The organism is Rhodococcus sp. MT28 (assembly GCF_058792695.1).
The window spans coordinates 114482-131601 of record NZ_JBXAFD010000009.1 but is presented as its reverse complement, the minus strand read 5'-3'; the positions used below and the strand labels follow the sequence as shown (position 1 = coordinate 131601).

13 protein-coding genes are annotated in these 17120 nt (G+C 64.0%); all 13 read right to left on the bottom strand.

Features of this window, described 5'->3' with window-relative positions:
• Positions 1 to 68 precede the first annotated feature (68 nt).
• The 13 genes from ftsZ to mraZ all read right to left on the bottom strand — a co-directional run bounded on the left by ftsZ (position 69) and on the right by mraZ (position 16574).
• Complete coding sequence (gene ftsZ / locus AC1Q6C_RS27745) at positions 69 to 1256, bottom strand: cell division protein FtsZ (protein WP_003941788.1); 1188 nt, start codon at positions 1254 to 1256, stop codon at positions 69 to 71.
• A gap of 239 nt (positions 1257 to 1495) precedes the next feature.
• Positions 1496 to 2134: a cell division protein FtsQ/DivIB gene (locus tag AC1Q6C_RS27740; RefSeq protein WP_007733212.1), complete on the bottom strand. Its 639-nt coding sequence runs from the start codon at positions 2132 to 2134 to the stop codon at positions 1496 to 1498.
• Positions 2135 to 2298: 164 nt separating this feature from the next.
• Positions 2299 to 3807 carry a UDP-N-acetylmuramate--L-alanine ligase gene (gene murC / locus AC1Q6C_RS27735; protein ID WP_030537033.1) on the bottom strand — a complete coding sequence of 503 codons (1509 nt, stop codon included), beginning with the start codon at positions 3805 to 3807 and terminating at the stop codon, positions 2299 to 2301.
• A complete protein-coding gene (gene murG, locus AC1Q6C_RS27730; protein ID WP_050655311.1) occupies positions 3804 to 4973 on the bottom strand; it encodes an undecaprenyldiphospho-muramoylpentapeptide beta-N-acetylglucosaminyltransferase in 1170 nt (389 codons plus the stop codon). The genes murC and murG overlap by 4 nt, the downstream gene beginning before the upstream one ends.
• A complete protein-coding gene (ftsW, locus tag AC1Q6C_RS27725) occupies positions 4970 to 6448 on the bottom strand; it encodes a putative lipid II flippase FtsW (protein WP_007730088.1) in 1479 nt (492 codons plus the stop codon). Before ftsW ends, murG begins: the two co-directional genes overlap by 4 nt.
• A complete protein-coding gene (murD, locus tag AC1Q6C_RS27720) occupies positions 6445 to 7968 on the bottom strand; it encodes a UDP-N-acetylmuramoyl-L-alanine--D-glutamate ligase (protein ID WP_047270101.1) in 1524 nt (507 codons plus the stop codon). The genes ftsW and murD overlap by 4 nt, the downstream gene beginning before the upstream one ends.
• Positions 7969 to 7973: 5 nt before the next feature.
• The gene (gene mraY / locus AC1Q6C_RS27715; RefSeq protein WP_003941699.1) at positions 7974 to 9056 is read right to left on the bottom strand and encodes a phospho-N-acetylmuramoyl-pentapeptide-transferase; all 1083 of its coding nucleotides are present in this window, start codon (positions 9054 to 9056) and stop codon (positions 7974 to 7976) included.
• Entirely contained in the window at positions 9053 to 10612 is a 1560-nt protein-coding gene (locus AC1Q6C_RS27710; RefSeq protein WP_064444147.1) for a UDP-N-acetylmuramoyl-tripeptide--D-alanyl-D-alanine ligase, read from the bottom strand. The genes mraY and AC1Q6C_RS27710 overlap by 4 nt, the downstream gene beginning before the upstream one ends.
• The gene (locus AC1Q6C_RS27705; RefSeq protein ID WP_058039514.1) at positions 10609 to 12243 is read right to left on the bottom strand and encodes a UDP-N-acetylmuramoyl-L-alanyl-D-glutamate--2,6-diaminopimelate ligase; all 1635 of its coding nucleotides are present in this window, start codon (positions 12241 to 12243) and stop codon (positions 10609 to 10611) included. Before AC1Q6C_RS27705 ends, AC1Q6C_RS27710 begins: the two co-directional genes overlap by 4 nt.
• A gap of 183 nt (positions 12244 to 12426) precedes the next feature.
• Positions 12427 to 14301 (bottom strand): peptidoglycan D,D-transpeptidase FtsI family protein, encoded by a 1875-nt coding sequence (locus tag AC1Q6C_RS27700; protein WP_003941764.1) that lies wholly within the window; start codon positions 14299 to 14301, stop codon positions 12427 to 12429.
• Positions 14298 to 14942 (bottom strand): cell division protein FtsL, encoded by a 645-nt coding sequence (gene ftsL, locus AC1Q6C_RS27695; RefSeq protein ID WP_003941715.1) that lies wholly within the window; start codon positions 14940 to 14942, stop codon positions 14298 to 14300. The genes AC1Q6C_RS27700 and ftsL overlap by 4 nt, the downstream gene beginning before the upstream one ends.
• Positions 14939 to 15952 carry a 16S rRNA (cytosine(1402)-N(4))-methyltransferase RsmH gene (gene rsmH, locus AC1Q6C_RS27690; protein WP_007730079.1) on the bottom strand — a complete coding sequence of 338 codons (1014 nt, stop codon included), beginning with the start codon at positions 15950 to 15952 and terminating at the stop codon, positions 14939 to 14941. Before rsmH ends, ftsL begins: the two co-directional genes overlap by 4 nt.
• A 190-nt stretch (positions 15953 to 16142) precedes the next feature.
• A complete protein-coding gene (gene mraZ / locus AC1Q6C_RS27685; protein ID WP_003941779.1) occupies positions 16143 to 16574 on the bottom strand; it encodes a division/cell wall cluster transcriptional repressor MraZ in 432 nt (143 codons plus the stop codon).
• Positions 16575 to 17120: the final 546 nt, after the last annotated feature.

Here is a 17120-nt window from a genome sequence, read left to right as displayed (position 1 = left end):
ATCCAGTCAAGAACAGGGTACCCAGAAATTCCGGGCACCCTGTTCTCGAAACTGTTTGTAGCCCTACGTCAGCGACGCATGAAGACCGGCACGTCGACGTCGTCGTCGCCCTCGTCTTCCTGGACCGGCGCATGGCGGGGGCCACCGATCGGAGGCAAGCTGCCCGAACCGGTGGTCTCGCGCGCTGCGGAAATCGGCTGCTCGCCAGCAGGTTCGGCGGCCACCGGTGACCGGCCGACCTCACCCGCGCGCCCGGCGCCGATAGCTCCACGTCCCTGCGCGGTCGACTCCACGGGACGACGAGCCGGAGCTCCTCCGTCGAATCCCGCAGCGATGACCGTCACACGAACCTCGTCACCGAGTGAATCGTCGATGACCGTTCCGAAGATGATGTTGGCGTCGATGTGGGCAGCTTCCTGCACCAGCGAAGCCGCCTCGTTGATCTCGAACAGACCCAGATCGCTACCGCCGGCGATCGACAGAAGCACGCCGCGGGCGCCTTCCATCGAAGCTTCGAGGAGCGGGGAATTGATCGCGGATTCCGCCGCCTTGATCGCGCGTCCCTCACCCCGCGAGGAACCGATTCCCATCAACGCACTACCGGCACCGGACATGACACCCTTGACGTCCGCGAAGTCGACGTTGATCAGACCCGGAGTGGTGATGAGGTCGGTGATGCCCTGGACGCCGTTGAGGAGAACCTCGTCCGCGCTGCGGAACGCGTCCATCAGGCTGACGGCCGCGTCACCCAGCTGGAGCAGGCGATCGTTGGGAATGACGATCAGCGTGTCGCAGGACTCGCGGAGCGCCTGGATTCCGGTATCCGCCTGTCCCCCACGACGCTTGCCCTCGAAAGAGAACGGTCGCGTCACGACACCGACGGTGAGTGCGCCCAGCTTCCGGGCGATGCTTGCCACGACAGGGGCACCACCGGTTCCGGTGCCACCACCCTCGCCTGCGGTCACGAACACCATGTCGGCGCCCTTGATGACCTCTTCGATCTCGTCCTTGTGATCTTCGGCTGCCTTGCGACCCACTTCCGGGTCGGCACCGGCGCCGAGGCCACGGGTCAATTCACGACCGACGTCGAGCTTGACGTCGGCGTCACTCATCAGAAGGGCTTGCGCGTCCGTGTTGACCGCGATGAACTCGACTCCCTTGAGTCCCTGTTCGATCATGCGGTTGACTGCGTTCACGCCGCCGCCGCCGATGCCGACGACCTTGATTACGGCGAGGTAGTTGTGCGGGGGCGTCATCGGCTCTCGCCTTCCGTGTCGTGTTTCACGCTGCTTGTCAGTGCTGCTGTCTTTGTTACTGCTGTTTTTGTAGCTTCATGCTCTTCGAGAACAACCCTAAACCTCAACCACAGGGTTAGAGTTATGTCAAGTATTCGATCTGAAACGAAACGCTATGCACCGTCGTCGCGTTCCGCCATTAGGCGCGCCGAGACACACCGAAGTATTTGCTGCGCACTGACGCACGGCTGCACCGGGCGCTATCGCACCGTCGGCAGATCAGGACTGGACACGTCGTACGTCTGCCCCGGTTGGGTCAACAGCGGAAGCGTCACAGCAGCCTTACGATCCGAGTGCTCGACACCGCCCCAGTTTACGACGCGACCGTCGAGCAGAGTCAGCGTGACACTCGAAATCGACCGAGCGGCAACCTCTCCCACCTGAAATCTCAGATCCGGCGGCAACACCGACAACACCTCGAGCGCGGCAAGCGTCGGCTCGTCGTTCCACCCGGGCGTCGGTGTCACCAGACGCGGAACCCCGGGCGGCGGGACGCCCATCTCGAAGTCGACGCCCTTCTCGTCCAGCAGGTGTGCACCCTCAGGTGAGTCGACGAAGACGACCGGTACCCGTTCGGTGACGGTGACGCGGATAGTCGACGGATACATCCGCTGCACACGAGCCGAGGCCACCTTCGGAATCGTCGCCACACGTGCGGCGGCGGCGCCGGTGTCTACCCGCATCAACGGCTGACCGGTCGGTACGGCCAGGAGCGAAAGGATCTGTTCCTCACTGACGGTCGTCGCACCGAGAACTTCGGTGCCCCGGACTGAGAGCACCGGAGACAACCAAGCCGTCAACGCAATTCCCACCACCAGCACGATTGCCAGCGGTGCCACGATCAGCGGTCGCTTGAACCACTTACGAGTCGGTGTGGGTTCGGAAGCCGGCTCCGTCGACCGCGTCGAGTATCGCGATTCGGTGCGAGTACTGCGCCGACGCGTACTGGTGGCTTGTCTGGCTCGAGGATCTCGACGCCCGCGCCGACTTCGTGCGTCGGGTGTCATCGCGGCGCGGGATGCGGCGCCGAACGCAAAGCATCGAGGATCTGTTTGCCGAGCATGGTCACGTCACCGGCACCCATCGTGATGACGATGTCGCCGGGGTGAGCCAACGCCGCCACCTGCTTCGGCGCCTGTGACAGATCCGGTTGATAGTGAACAGGTTTCGTGACCGACTGAGCGACCAGCGCACCACTGACGCCCGGCATCGGCTCTTCGCGAGCGCCGTAGACATCGAGAACGACAACCTCGTCGGCCAAGTCCAGCGCCTGCGCGAACTCCTCGGCAAACGCGGCGGTGCGTGAATAGAGATGAGGTTGGAAGACCACGATCACGCGTCCGGCTGCCGAATTGGTCGACGACGAATCGTCCTCCGGTCGAACCAGATCCGCCGCCGCGCCGAGAACCGCACGAACTTCGGTCGGATGGTGGGCGTAGTCGTCGAACACCCGGACACCACGCTCGCGGCCGGTGAACTGGAACCGGCGGTGTACGCCACCGAATCCGGCGAGCCCCTCGACGATCTCCTCCGTCTCGGCGCCGGCGTCACGGGCAGCCAGTAGAGCCGCAAGTGCGTTGAGCGCCATGTGACGACCCGGCACTGCCATCCGCACGGTTCGCGCGGCGCTCTCGCCCGCCAGGTGGAACTGCAGGACTCCCCCGACGTCGTGCGCATGGAAGCCCAGTAGTCGGACTCCGACCTCGACACCGTCGACAGGCTCGAAGGCGGTGCCCGCCTCCACTTCCTGCGCGTCTGCCGATCCGTAACCGAGTACCCGGATGTCCGAACGGCCCGAGGCCACGATTCGCTTCGCGAGATCCGCCGATCCCGGGTCGTCGAGGCAAGCAATCAAGAGCCCACCCGGACGCAACTTGTCGACAAAATCGTCGAACACCTTCACATACGCTTCGACGCTGCCGAAATAGTCGAGGTGATCGGCCTCGATGTTGGTCACGACGATCACGTTGGGGTCGTACTGCAGCAGCGACCCGTCACTCTCGTCCGCCTCGGCGACAAAGACGTCACCGCTGCCGTGATGGGCATTCGTTCCCGCTTCGTTGAGTTCGCCGCCAACGGCAAACGAAGGGTCGAAACCACAGTGCTGCAGGGCGACCACGAGCATCGAGGTCGTCGACGTCTTGCCGTGTGTACCCGAAACCAGGAACGTGCGATTGCCCTGCATCAGAGATGCAAGGACAGCCGGCCGAAGAATCACCGGGATTCCGCGGCGAGCGGCCTCGACGAGTTCCGGGTTGTCCTTCGGGATAGCCGCGTGCGTCGTCACGACGACGGTCGGACCACCCGGCAGCAGGTCGAGAGCATCGGCGTCGTGGCCGATCCGGACCTGCGCCCCGCGTGCACGAAGCGCCAGGACTCCTCGGCTCTCCTTGGCGTCCGAACCCGAGACAAGACCCCCGCGGGAAAGCAGGATTCGCGCGATGCCGGACATACCGGCGCCGCCGATTCCGACCATGTGTACTCGCTCGAGGTGGGCGGGCAGCGCGGTCATCGGTTTCCCCTTGCGTTTTCCTGGACGGCGTTTTCCTTTGCCGCGATGTCGAGCACGATCCGTGCGATCTCGGTTGCCGCGGTGCGGTGCCCGACGTTGGCAGCACCACTGCTCATCTTGTCGAGGCGCGCGCTGTCGCTCAGCATCGGGACGACGGTACCGGCGACGAACGGCGGCGTGAGCTCGTTGTCGGAGACGATGATCGCGCCGCCCGCTGCGACAACGGGTTTCGCGTTGAGTTCCTGCTCACCATTGCCGTGCGGCAACGGAACGTAGACGGCCGGAAGCCCGACCGCCGAGACCTCGGCGACCGTCATCGCGCCCGAACGACAGATAGTCGCGTCGGCTGCGGCATACGCGAGATCCATCCGCGAAAGATAAGGAACAGCCACATACGGTGCCGTCTCCGAGTACTGCGTGACCTCGAGGGAGTTCTTGGGTCCGTGTGCGTGAAGGACCGAGATCCCGGCCTTCGCCAGTTCTTCCGCTGCTCCGGACACCGCGTCGTTGAGCGACTTCGCGCCTTGCGATCCGCCGAAGACGAGCAGAACGGGACCGTCCTGAGGTAGTCCGAAGTACTCGCGAGCTTGCGAGCGGAGTCCCGCTCGATCGAAATTGGCGATCGACGCGCGAACCGGGATGCCAACGATCTCGGCGTCCTGATCGCCGCGGTTCTTCACTCCGGAACCCGGAACAGCAGCAAGCACCCGCGTCGCCAGGCGAGCACCGATCTTGTTCGCGATGCCGGCACTGGCGTTCGCCTCGTGGATGACGATCGGAATCTTGCGGCGGCGCCGAAGAACACCGCCACGTGCGGCAAGATACGCCGGAAGCGCGACGTAACCACCGAAACCGACGATCACGTCGGCGTCGACGGAATCGAGTACCTCACGGGTCTTGCGCACCGAGGCGAGGATGCGTGTCGGCAGTTTGACGAGATCCATCGTGGGCTTACGAGGAAGCGGAACCGGGGGAATGAGCTCGAGCGTGTACCCGCGAGCCGGCACCAAGGTGGTTTCGAGACCACGCGCCGTCCCGAGCGCAGTGATTCTGGTGTCGGGCGCAGCGGCCTTGACCGCGTCCGCGACAGCAAGTGCGGGTTCGATGTGACCAGCCGTGCCTCCCCCTGCCACCACTACCGACAGAGCCGATTTGTTGCCGCTCACCTACGAATTCCTCGCTCTCGAACTTCTCGTGGATCTTGTGCCCTACGTGTCGGCGCCTGCCGACGCTGACCATTCTGCCCTCCCGCGGTGCGCTTCCGTGACCCAGCGGCCGCACCTCGGTTGGAATCCGAGGAAGGGCGAGCACCTTGATCTGCCCGCTTGCGTCGATCGCCCGTCTCGATCGCGCGCCGGCCGTCGCGTCCGCGTGCCGGTTCGATCTGCCGTGCGGGCTTCGGTCGACGGATCGGCCGGCCCCCTGACGGCGGGTGGTACAGCACGGGCTTCGGCAGTCTGAGCAACTTCGAGATCTTGCCGTCCTGCCCGGAGTTCAGAGCGGCAACTGCTTCGGGCTCGTGGCGCGCTGCATTGGCGATGACACCGAACATGAACAATGTGATCGCCAAGGACGAACCGCCGGCGGAGACCAAGGGCAACTGGAGTCCGGTCACCGGCAGCAGTCCGATGACGTAACCGATGTTGATCATTGCCTGGCCGACGATCCAGGTAGTTGCAGTGGCCGACAGGAGCCGCCAGAACGGATCGATGCTGCGGGCTGCGATCCGCAATCCCGTGTAGACGAATACAGCGAACAAACCGATCACCACTGCGCAGCCGACAAATCCCAACTCTTCGCCGATGATCGCGAAGATGAAGTCGTTGTGCGCGTTGGGTAGGTAGTTCCACTTGGCGACGCTCTGACCGAGTCCGCGTCCGAAAAGGCCCCCGTCGGCGAGCGAATACAAAGCCTGCTTGGCCTGATAGTTGTTGCCCTGCAGGTCGTCGCTCTTGTTGAAGAAGGCTTGAACTCGATCGGAACGATAACCGGCCGTCATCGCCAGCACGCCCGCCACGACGACGCCCGTCACCGCGATCGAGCCGAAGAGCTTCAGTGGCAGCCCACCGAACCACAGCAGGGCCCCGACGATGATTCCCAATGCGATGGTCGTACTGAGGTTCGGTTGCGCGACGACCAGCGCGAAGACCAGCATTGCTGCGGGCACGAGCGGAATCAGGATCGACTTCACGGATCGGTCGTCCGGCCGCCGCGAAGCCAACAGATGGGCGCCCCAGATCGCCAACGCGACCTTCATGATTTCCGAGGGCTGCACCGAGAACCCGCCGACGTTGAACCAGCGACGCGCGCCCTGCGCTTCTGTGCCGATTCCCGGAATCAGGACGAGTACCAGCATGATCAGCACGACGACGAACAGCGGAAACGAATACTGCCGGAGCACTCTCGCCGGGATCCGCAGCGCGACGTAGAAGAGCACAGCTCCGAGAATCGCGAAGATCAACTGCTGGGTGAACAACGAATACGCCGAGCCACCGGACACGTACTGCTCGACGCTCGACGCCGACAGAACCATCACGAGCCCCAAGACAGTCAACATCGTGGCAATCGTCACCACCAGGTGGAACGACGCCAACGGCCGCGCCAACCAGGCACCGATTCGGGTCTTGGGACCCTTGGTCATAGCAAGTTCCCGGCTTGGCCAGGCGAATCCGTGAACGGATCGGGTAATGCGGCGACGGCGGCGGCGAAGCTGTCACCACGATGTCCGTAGCTGGCGAACATGTCCAAGGACGCGGCGGCCGGGGCGAGTACAACTGCATCACCGGGGGACGCCAACTCGGCAGCTTCGACTACCACTGCGGCCATGACGGCATCCGCGTCGGCACCCGACGGCAGCCGGATGGTGAGAGTCGAGTTGCTGCTGTTTTCGCTCACCACTGCATCGTCCCCCGACATCACGTGCACCACGGGAACATCGGGCGCGTGTCGCGCGAGCGCGTCCTCGATCACACCAGCGTCACGCCCGAGAAGGACAGCGCCGGAGAGTCGAGGGCCGACTTCGCTCACCAATTGGTCGACGCTGGCTCCCTTGAGCAGACCGCCTGCAACCCAGACGACGCGATCGTGCGCGAGTATCGACGGTCGGGCTGCGTGCGGATTGGTGGCCTTGGAGTCGTCGATGTACACAACGGACCCGACACGGCCGACCAGCGCCCCTCGGTGTGGGCCGACCTTGTGTGCGGCCAGACCGCGTTCGACGACGTCTGCCTCGAATCCGAGTGCCCGCGCCAACGCGGCGGCGGCCAGCGCGTCCATGACGCCTGCCGGGCCGGCGGGATCTATCGACGCTGCTTCGGCCAAGCGGACGTGATCGCCGAATGCGTTGTCCACGAGGTGTCCCGCTTCGACACCCAGTTCTCCTTCGCCCGGTTCACCCAATCTGAACCCGGTGACAATGTCTGCAGTTGCGCGAGTTCCCAGTTCGGAAGCGATCGCGTCATCGAGGCCGACCACCGCGACCTTTCCGCTCAGCGCCCGCGACTTGGCCTCGGCGTACGCGCTCATTCCGCCGTGCCAGTCGAGGTGATCCTCGGCGACGTTGAGGACCACGCCGGCATCCGGACGCACCGAAGGCGCCCAGTGCAATTGGAAGGACGACAGTTCGACAGCGAGGTACTCCACGCGCGGCGACGTCTCGGCGAGTGCGTCGAGTATCGGCAGCCCGATGTTTCCGCAGGCTCGGCCGACAACTCCGGCGGCGTCGAGAATCGAGGCCAGCATCGACGTCGTCGTGGTCTTTCCGTTCGTCCCCGTCACGACGAGCCATTTACGGGGTGTGCCGAAGTGCCCGCTGTGGTCGACGCGCCAGGAGAACTCGACGTCTCCCCAGATGGGAATCCCGTGACCGGCGGCGGCTGCAAGGATCGGTGCATCCGGCCGAAAGCCCGGACTGGTGACTACGAGCCCGTACTCGGTGATCGAATCCGGAGCATCCTCGATCGAGGTGGTGGTCACCATGTCCGCGCCGAGCTCCGCGCAGCGCTCCGCGAAGTCCAAGGTCGAATCGGCAACCGTCACGACAGCACCGAGGGCGACGAGAGGTTCGATGGTCGCTTGACCGGACACCCGCCCACCGGCGACCAGCACTCGCGTACCGCGGAGCCAGGACAGGTCGTTCTCGGAATCCGCTGAGCTGGTCATGGTTTTCAGCCTCCGAGCGCTGCGAGGTATTCGCTGTAGAAGAGTGCCAATCCGATAGCCGACGCAATAGCCGCCAGCAACCAGAATCTGATGATGACCGTGGTTTCAGCCCACCCGGCGAGTTCGAAGTGGTGATGGAACGGCGCCATTCGGAAGACCCGCCGTCGGCTGGACCGGAACACCGCTACCTGGATCACCACCGACGCGGCCTCCGCGACGAACAGTGCACCGATGACCACCATCAACAGTTCCGTGCTGGTGGTGATCGACAATCCGGCGAGCATGCCGCCGAGGGCAAGTGAACCAGTGTCGCCCATGAAGATCTTGGCGGGTGCGGCATTCCACCAGAGGAAACCGATGCACGCGCCGGCGCCGGCCGCGCAGAGCACCGCGAGATCGAGCGGGTCTCGGACGTCGTAGCAACCCTTACCGGGATTCGTCTCGCACGAGTAGCGGAACTGCCAGAACGTGATGATGACGTAGGCGCCGAGAACGAAACTCATCGCACCGGCGGCCAATCCGTCGAGGCCGTCGGTCAGGTTGACGGCATTGGACCAGGCGCTGACCAGTAGGTAGCAGAAGGCGATGAAGACCACGGACCCGAGTGAGACGGTGGCGATGTCGCGGACGTACGACAGATGAACACTGCCCGGAGTCAGCCCGTCGTCACCGCGGAACTGAAGGGCCAAAATTCCGAAGGCAATGGCAGCGACGAACTGGCCGACCAGCTTCGCTGTCTTGTTCAGTCCCAGATTGCGCTGCTTGCGGATCTTGATGAAGTCGTCGAGGAAACCGACTCCACCGAGCGCGGTGGTCAGACCGAGAACGAGTAGGCCGGACGCCGACGGTCCCTCCGCGTTGTCCATGCCGAGACCGATGAGGTGTGAGCCGAGATAGCCGGCCCAGATTCCGGTCAGGATCGCGACGCCGCCCATCGTGGGAGTGCCGCGCTTGGCCTGGTGACTGGCTGGACCTTCGGTTCGGATCTCCTGCCCGAAACCTTGTTTCGAGAACGCCTTGATCAGGATCGGCGTGAGCATGATGGAGACCGCCAGCGCGATGCCTGCGGCGAGAAGAATCTGGATCACTGCGAATCCCCGCCGTTCTCGCCATCGGTGTTCGCGTCACCGGTGTTGTCGCTGGGCGTTGCGGCCAGTATCGCTTCGGCGACCGTCCACAGTTCCACCGACTTGGACGCCTTCACCAGGACGAGATCGCCCGGTTCGAGTTCCGCTTCGAGAATGGCGATTGCCGCAGCTGCGTCGGGCACGACGACGGACTCGTCACCCCACGACCCCTCCATCACTGCTCCTTGATGCATCGCACGCGAGGTGCGGCCCGTCCCGACGACGATCAACTTGCTGACATCGAGTCTGACGGCCAGGCGACCGATCGCGTCGTGCTCGACAACTGATTCCGGTCCGAGCTCACCCATCTCTCCGAGCACAGCCCAGCTACGGCGACCGAAGTGCCGATCCGATCGCGCCATGGACACCAACGCTTTGAGCGCAGCGCGCATGGAATCGGGATTGGCGTTGTAACTGTCGTTGACGACGGTGACGCCGTCGGCGCGCTCGGTGACTTCCATCCGCCTCGCGGACGCTGCCTTCGTGCCCTCGAGGACACGCGCGATGTCTGCAACCGCGAGGCCGTTCTCGAGTGCGACGGCCGCCGCGGCCAGGGCGTTGCTCACGTGGTGTTCGCCGTGAACGGCCAGGCGAATACGTGCAGAACCCTGTGAACAGTTCAGTGTGAAGGAAGCCCTGGCCTGGTCGTCGACAACCACGTCGGTCGCCCGAACGTCGCAGTCTTCGGACTGACCGACGAATACGATCCGGGCCTTGGTTCGACTCGCCATTGCGGCGACCATGCGGTCGTCGGCGTTGAGGACCGCAACTCCACCGTCGGCTGCCGACGGGAGTGCTTCCACCAGTTCACCTTTGGCGACCGCGATCGCTTCACGCGAACCGAACTCACCGAGATGGGCAGTGCCCACATTGAGAACTACGCCGATCTTCGGCGGCGCGATCTTCGTCAGTTCGCCGACATGACCGACCCCACGGGCCGACATCTCGAGAACGAGGAAGCGGGTCCTCTCGTCGGCGCGGAGCACTGTCCACGGCAGACCTAATTCGTTGTTGAACGACCCGGGGGGCGCAACCACCTCGCCGCACTCGCGCAGCAGCGCTGCTATCAGATCCTTGGTCGAGGTCTTGCCGGCAGAACCGGTGACTCCGACAAGCGTCAGTCCACCATCGGTCGGTGCGCCGTTAGTTGCCAGTTCGTCGACGACGGCTCGGGCCAGAAGGCCGAGGGCATGCAGGACCGCGGCTCCGGACCCGTCGGTGTCGTGTTCGAGCAGCATCACTGCACTGGGACCGTCGTTCGGCACCGATGGAACGACGATTGCCGGAACTCCGACCGGCCGCGCCGCGAGCACCGCCACAGCGCCCGCTGCCACCGCCGCTTCCGCGTGATCATGACCGTCGACACGCGCTCCGGGTAGGGCGAGAAAGAGCCCACCTGGAGCTACTTTGCGCGAATCGAATTCGACGGTTCCAGTCACCTGCGTCGACGAATCGTCGACGTCGTGCAGGGTTCCTCCGACGATCTCGGCGATCCGAGAGAGCGTCATCGGGATCATTGCTTGCCTCCATGTGCTGTGTTGATCGCGAATCGGCCGATCATTTCGCCCAACACCTCGCGGTCGTCGAACGGGTGTTTGACCCCGTCGATTTCTTGACCTACTTCGTGGCCTTTGCCTGCCACCAGGACGACATCTCCTGGCTGTGCCCACCGGACTGCTTGCTCGATCGCGGCGGCCCGGTCCCCCACTTCGCGAACCTCGCCGCGTTCGGATTCGAGCACGTCCATGGCGCCTTGCATCACCGAAGCGCGAATCTTCGCCGGATCCTCGGTGCGTGGGTTGTCGTCGGTGACGATCAGCAGGTCTGCGCCTCGCGCACCCGCTTCACCCATGAGTGCCCGTTTGCCGGCGTCGCGGTCACCGCCCGCACCGACCACCACGGCCACTCGGCCGGGAACCTGGTTGCGCAGCGTGGCGATCACGGCTTCGAGCGCTGCCGGCTTGTGGGCGTAGTCGACCACGGCGAGAAAGCTCTGCCCCCGGTCGATCCGCTGAACTCGCCCCGGGACGTCCACGGTCCCGAGCGCTCGAACAGCCGCGTCCGGGTCGAGTCCCGCAGCAAAACTGACGGTCAACGCCAGCGCAGCGTTGGCCACGTTGTATCGCCCGGGGAGACGAAGTGAGACTGGCCACGACTGTCCATCCGGCCCGACCAACTCGAAGGTCTGCGAGCCGTCCTCGGCAACCTCGACTGCGCCGACCGTCCACTCGGCCTCGGCCGTCGAGGTCGAGACCGTGGTCACCGCGTCGCTCTCGTCGGTCGCGGCCAACTCGGCCATCCGTCGACCCCACACGTCGTCGACGCAGACGACGGCATGCTCGGCTCGCACCGTCGACTCAGGATCGAACAACCGAGCCTTGGCCTGGAAGTACTCCTCGAAGTCCCGATGGAAATCCAGGTGGTCCTGCGAAAGATTGGTGAACGCGCCGATGTCGAAGCGGATGCCGTCGACGCGTCCGAGAGCAAGAGCGTGACTGGAGACCTCCATGACGACGGTATCGATCCCCTGCTCTGCCATCACGGCGAACAGAGCATGCAGTTGCGGAGCTTCCGGCGTGGTCAGAGCGCTGGGCACCCGGCGGCCGTCGATTCGAGTCTCGATGGTCCCGACCAGGCCGGGCTTGCGGCCGGCTCCGGCAATCGCAGCTTCGAGCAAGTACGACGTCGTGGTCTTGCCCGATGTACCGGTAATCCCGACGACCTGCATCTTCTCCGAGGGCCGGCCGTAGATTTCCGCGGAGATCTCACCGAGCACATCCCGCGGGTTCGGATGAACGAGAACTGGGACGGACCGGTCAGGCGCCTTGTCCGCGGCCTCGATCAGTTCGAGGCCGGCCTCGTCGGTCAAGATCGCGGTCGCACCGCGCCCCAGAGCGTCGACGGCGAACTGAGCGCCATGGGTCCGTGCACCGGGCAGAGCGGCGAAGAGGTCATCGGTCACGATTCCCTGCGCACGCAGGTCGACGCCCTTGACGACGACCTCCGAGGACTGTGATCCCGGTTGCCCCACCCATTCGAGGCGAGCCCCGGACAGTTCGGAGAGCGCCGTGATCGCGGTAGCAACCGGTTGTGTCGGACGCGTCCCGGGAGCGCCGTCCGAGTTCGACGATTGCAAACGATTCGGCACTGTCACTCGACTCCTGGCAATTGTCGTTGTTCTATCGCGGTCGTTGTCTATGGCGGTCGTTGTCTATGGCGGTCGCAACGCAAGCAAAGTTCGGCGCACTGCGATGAATGAGGTTACTGCGACGTTTGAGATTACCGTGTCCGGGATTCACCCGAAGACCGTGTCGAAACCGACACACCGCAATCAGTCCGCCTGCAACACCAACTTGCGACCGGGGTCCGGCGACATCGGGACACTGTCACGCTGGAGCATCCACGACGCGATGTTGTGGAACAACGGTGCCGCCGACTGACCGCCGCCGCCGTCCACGCCGCGAACCGGTGCGTCGAGCATGATTCCGATCACGAATCGAGGATTGTCCGCAGGCGCGATTCCCGCGAAGGTGATCCAGTAGTTGGAGTTGGAGTAGCACTTGCACGCGGGATCCACCTGCTGCGCGGTCCCGGTCTTTCCACTGACCTGGTATCCCTCGACGCCCGCGGCAACACCGGTTCCTCGTTGGTTGCCGGTGTCTTCCTGAGTGACCGACCGGAACATGTCCCGAACGGTCGCCGCTGTCTGGGCGCTGACCACCTCGACGCCCTCGGGCTGCGGCGTCTCGGTCCGCGTGCCGGAAGAATCGACAGTCGACTTCACGATCCGCGGAGGAATTCGCACGCCGTCGTTGGCAATGGCCTGGTACATCCCGGTCATCTGCAGGGTTGTCATCGAGAGACCCTGCCCGATCGGCAGGTTCGCGAAGGTTCCGCCCGACCACTGGTCGCGACTCGGAACGCTGCCCGCGCTCTCGCCGGGAAGTCCGACGTCGGTGCGTTGTCCGAGGCCGAACCTGTTCAGCATGTCTGCGTAGCGATCCTCGCCCACTCGCTGAGCGAGCATCAAGGTGCCGACGTTCGAGGACTTTCCGAACACACCGGTAGAGGTGTACGGGGCCACACCGTGATCCCACGCGTCCTTGACTGTGGCACCGGACATCGTGATGCTGCCCGGGACCTGCAGAACTTCGTCCGGAGTTGTCTTACCGTCCTCGATGGCCGCTGCTGCGGTGACGATCTTGTTCACCGATCCGGGCTCGAACGGCGTACTGACCGACGGATTGCCCATTTCGGCTGTCGGCGCGTTCTTGTCGATGCCGATTGCGGGGTTGAAGGTGCTGTCGTTGGACATGGCCAACACCTGTCCCGTCTTGGAGTCCATGACCACAACCGAAGCGTTCTTTGCGCCCGACTTGTCCTTGGCGATCTGGACCTGCTGCTGAACGTAGAACTGGAGGTCCGAATCGATGGTCAGCTCGACACCCGAACCGTTGACTGCCGGTTGCTTGTCACGCCAGCTACCGGGGATCACAGCGCCGTCGGAACCGCGGTCATACGTTTCGGATCCATCGGTTCCGGCGAGCGTGGAGTCCATCGAATCTTCGAGACCGAGCAAACCGTGCCCGTCCCAGCCGGTCGCGCCGACGAGATTCGCGGCCAGAGAGCCACCGGGGTACTCGCGGATGTCCTGACGCTCGAGGCCGACCTCCCGGAACTTGTCCGAGATCTCGGCAGCAACCGCCGGATCCACGCTGCGCGCGAGGTACGTGAAAGTCTCGTTGCTGTTCATCTTCTGAAGCAGATCTTTTTCCGGAACGGTATCGCCGAGCTTGGCGTGGATTCCGGCGGCGATCTCGGCGAGGCGATCGCTCACTTCCGGCGCCTGCTTGTCACCCTCGGCGCCCTGCTCGATGCTCTTGGCGCGCGCTTCCTCGAGTTCCTTGCGTACCCGCACCGGCTGGAAAGTCAGCGCCTTGGCTTCCATGGTGAAGGCGAGGGGGTTTCCGTTGCGATCGGTTATCGAGCCACGTACAGCCGGATCGACCTGGGTCGTGGTTCGTTGATTGGCAGATTCCGCAGCCAGACTCGGCGCGTCGATTCCCTGAATCCACAAGAGCTGCAATGCCGCAACGGCGAGCGCACCACACATGGTGATACGACCGACTCGCTGACGAAACGGAAATGAGGCGGTGGCCGAGCGGCGCGGACGCCGACCGGGGTTGTTACGGGAGTTCTGACTCACCGACGTTCCTCAGGCGGAGCAGGCACCGCCGTCGTGGTGGCGGGTGCTGTCGTCGTGGGGATCACAGGAACCAATTGTTCACTCTGCGCGAGGTTTCGCGTGTTATTCGGAACGCTCGGCGTGGCTCCGGGAGCAACCGGCGTTGTGGTGCGCGGGGGTGTCGCAGTCGGTGCGGGCACCGATGTGGGCGCATCGAGCGGAGGCATAGCTCCGGCAGTCGCGGGAGTCGGCGTTCCGACGACCTCGACCGAACCGTCCGGATGAACTACCAGTCGTGCAGGGTCCTTGGCGGGGACCATGCCGAGAGCGCTTGCCTGATTTGCCAACTCCGGAGCCGAGTTACGCGACTGGAAGTCACGTTCGAGCGCTGCTTTCTGCTCGACCAAAGACTGGTTGTATGCACGTGCATCACTGAGTTGGTACGAATCCTCGGCAGCGCGAGTGGTCAGCAGCAGAGTCACCGCGAGACCGATGGACAGAAGTCCGATGACGGAGGCGACGAACGGCACTCTCCCCTTGAGCATCGCCCGAGGAGAGATAGACGGGCCGGCAGCAGCGACAGTTCCGGTCCGGCCTGCCGCCCGTGCGGTGCGCTTGTCGTATGCACGTTGCGCTGCACCGGATTTGCCCTGACGACTCATGCCCGCCTCCTGGAAATGCGTTCTGCGGCACGCAAACGCACCGGAGCTGATCGTGGGTTCTCTTCGATTTCCTGCTCTGACGCACGTTCTGCGCCACGGGTGAGAATGCGGAACTCCGGTCCCATACCCGGCAACTCGACCGGTAGTCCTTCAGGACTGGTGGACTTCGAGCGGGGAACCAACTCCGCCTTCACAACTCGATCCTCGAGCGACTGGTAGGACATGAACACCACTCGCCCACCGACTGCCAGTGCGTCGAGCCCGGCAGGAACGGCTGCACGAAGCGAATCCAACTCGGCATTGACTTCGATCCGCAGCGCTTGGAAGGTGCGCTTGGCCGGGTGTCCCCCCGTACGCCGCGTGGCTGCCGGGATTGTTCGGTACAGCAATTCGACCAGAGCTGCACTGGTGGTGAAGGGTTCACGCTCACGCTGCCGAAGGATCTCGGACGCAATCTTTCCCGCGAACCGTTCTTCGCCGTACGTGCTCAGAATGCGAGCAAGGTCGCCGTGACTGTAGGTGTTCAGGACCTCTGCCGCGGTCAGCCCGACCGTCTGATCCATCCGCATGTCGAGAGGAGCGTCGATCGAGTACGCAAAACCTCGGTCGGCTTCGTCCAACTGCATCGACGACACACCCAGATCGAAAAGGATCGCGTGAACCGACTCCGTCGACGGCAGACCTGCCTGTTCGAGCGCGTCCTCGATCCCGTCATACGTGGTGTGCACGAACGTCGTTCGGTCCGCGAATGGCGCCAGACGCTCGGAAGCGATCCGGAGTGCGTTGGTGTCGCGATCGAGACCGATGAGGTGAAGGCCCGGGTACTTGCCCAGGAAGAATTCGGAGTGGCCACCGAGCCCCAACGTCGCATCGATCATGTATGCGCCCGCTCCACCGTCACCGACGGCGGTGATGGCAGGGCCGAGAAGATCGTCGGCGCGGTGCAGAAGTACAGGGACGTGCGCGAAGCCATCGGCATCCGAGGGTTCGTTCACCTCGTGATCCACCATGATTGCTCCGGCTCCTACTTTCATGATTTCCGATGACTTTTCGAAAAGGTGCTGACTTTCCGAGAAGGCGATGACTGTTCGAGAAGGCGAATGCTTCGAGGTCCCTGCCCGAAGGAGAACCTGGCGCTGGGGAAGTGCGTCAGGGTCTTTCCGGGCAGAGGCCTCGCGGCATTCGCCGGGGGCTCTTCGCCTAGACGATCTCGCTGAGAGATTCGCCTGTTGCCTGCGAATAGTCCTCTTCGTTGTCTCCGAGATACCTCTCCCAGGCTGCTAGATCCCAGATCTCGAGGTAATCGACGGAGCCGGTCACTACGCATTCCTTGGACAGGTTTGCGTAACGCCGATGATCAGCCGAGAGGGTGATTCGCCCCTGGGCATCGGCGTGCTGTTCATCTGTGCCGGCGGCCAGGGCACGGACATACGCCCGAGCTGCCGGATCATTGCGTGGAGCTGCCGCTGCCTTTCGAGCAAGCTTGACGAACTCGTCCCGGGGGTAGATGGCGAGGCTGTGATCCTGACTCTTGGTGATCATCAATCCTCCTGCCAGTTCGTCTCGGAACTTTGCCGGCAACGTGAGCCGACCTTTGTCGTCGAGCTTCGGCGTAAAGGTACCGAGGAACACTCGACACCTCCTGCGAGCTTGCGCTGAAACCCTCCCTATCGAGCGGATCGTGCTTCAGCTCTCCGCCCGAACCCACAGTACCCCACTTTCCCCCACAAACAAGGAGCACATGGTCCCTATTCAGCATCATTTGCTGATAAATAGCAGGTCAGCGCAGGTGGGGAGACGTGGGGGAAATTTGTAACCGTGTCCCGGCCCACACCGCCGTCAGATCGACCCTTTACGCCACGATCTGTTGCTCCCCCACACAAAATCGCAGTACAAGCGCGGTTTTCGAATAGACGTGAGCGGGACGAGGTCTGGTCGTGCGTTGCAGTTCGACCAGGGTGGAGGAAAGTGGAGGGCCGAGTGGAGCGAAGTGGAGGAAGCCCGCGGGCATGCCCTGAGGCAGCAGGAGTGGCGAGTGATTCGCTCGCACGTCACTGATTCACTCGATGGATTGCCGGCGCACACGTACAACACCCACAGCAACGGGGTGGGGGGGGGGGGGGGGGGGGGGGGGGGGGGGGGGGGGGGGGGGGGGGGGGGGGGGGGGGGGGGGGGACG

Bases quoted from the DNA above. Each gene is read 5' to 3' on its own strand.
- ftsZ (WP_003941788.1), bottom strand. From the start codon at position 1,256: ATGACGCCCCCGCACAACTACCTCGCCGTAATCAAGGTCGTCGGCATC.
- murC (WP_030537033.1), bottom strand. From the start codon at position 3,807: ATGACCGCGCTGCCCGCCCACCTCGAGCGAGTACACATGGTCGGAATC.
- ftsW (WP_007730088.1), bottom strand. From the start codon at position 6,448: ATGACCAAGGGTCCCAAGACCCGAATCGGTGCCTGGTTGGCGCGGCCG.
- murD (WP_047270101.1), bottom strand. From the start codon at position 7,968: ATGACCAGCTCAGCGGATTCCGAGAACGACCTGTCCTGGCTCCGCGGT.
- AC1Q6C_RS27710 (WP_064444147.1), bottom strand. From the start codon at position 10,612: ATGATCCCGATGACGCTCTCTCGGATCGCCGAGATCGTCGGAGGAACC.
- ftsL (WP_003941715.1), bottom strand. From the start codon at position 14,942: ATGAGTCGTCAGGGCAAATCCGGTGCAGCGCAACGTGCATACGACAAG.
- rsmH (WP_007730079.1), bottom strand. From the start codon at position 15,952: ATGGTGGATCACGAGGTGAACGAACCCTCGGATGCCGATGGCTTCGCG.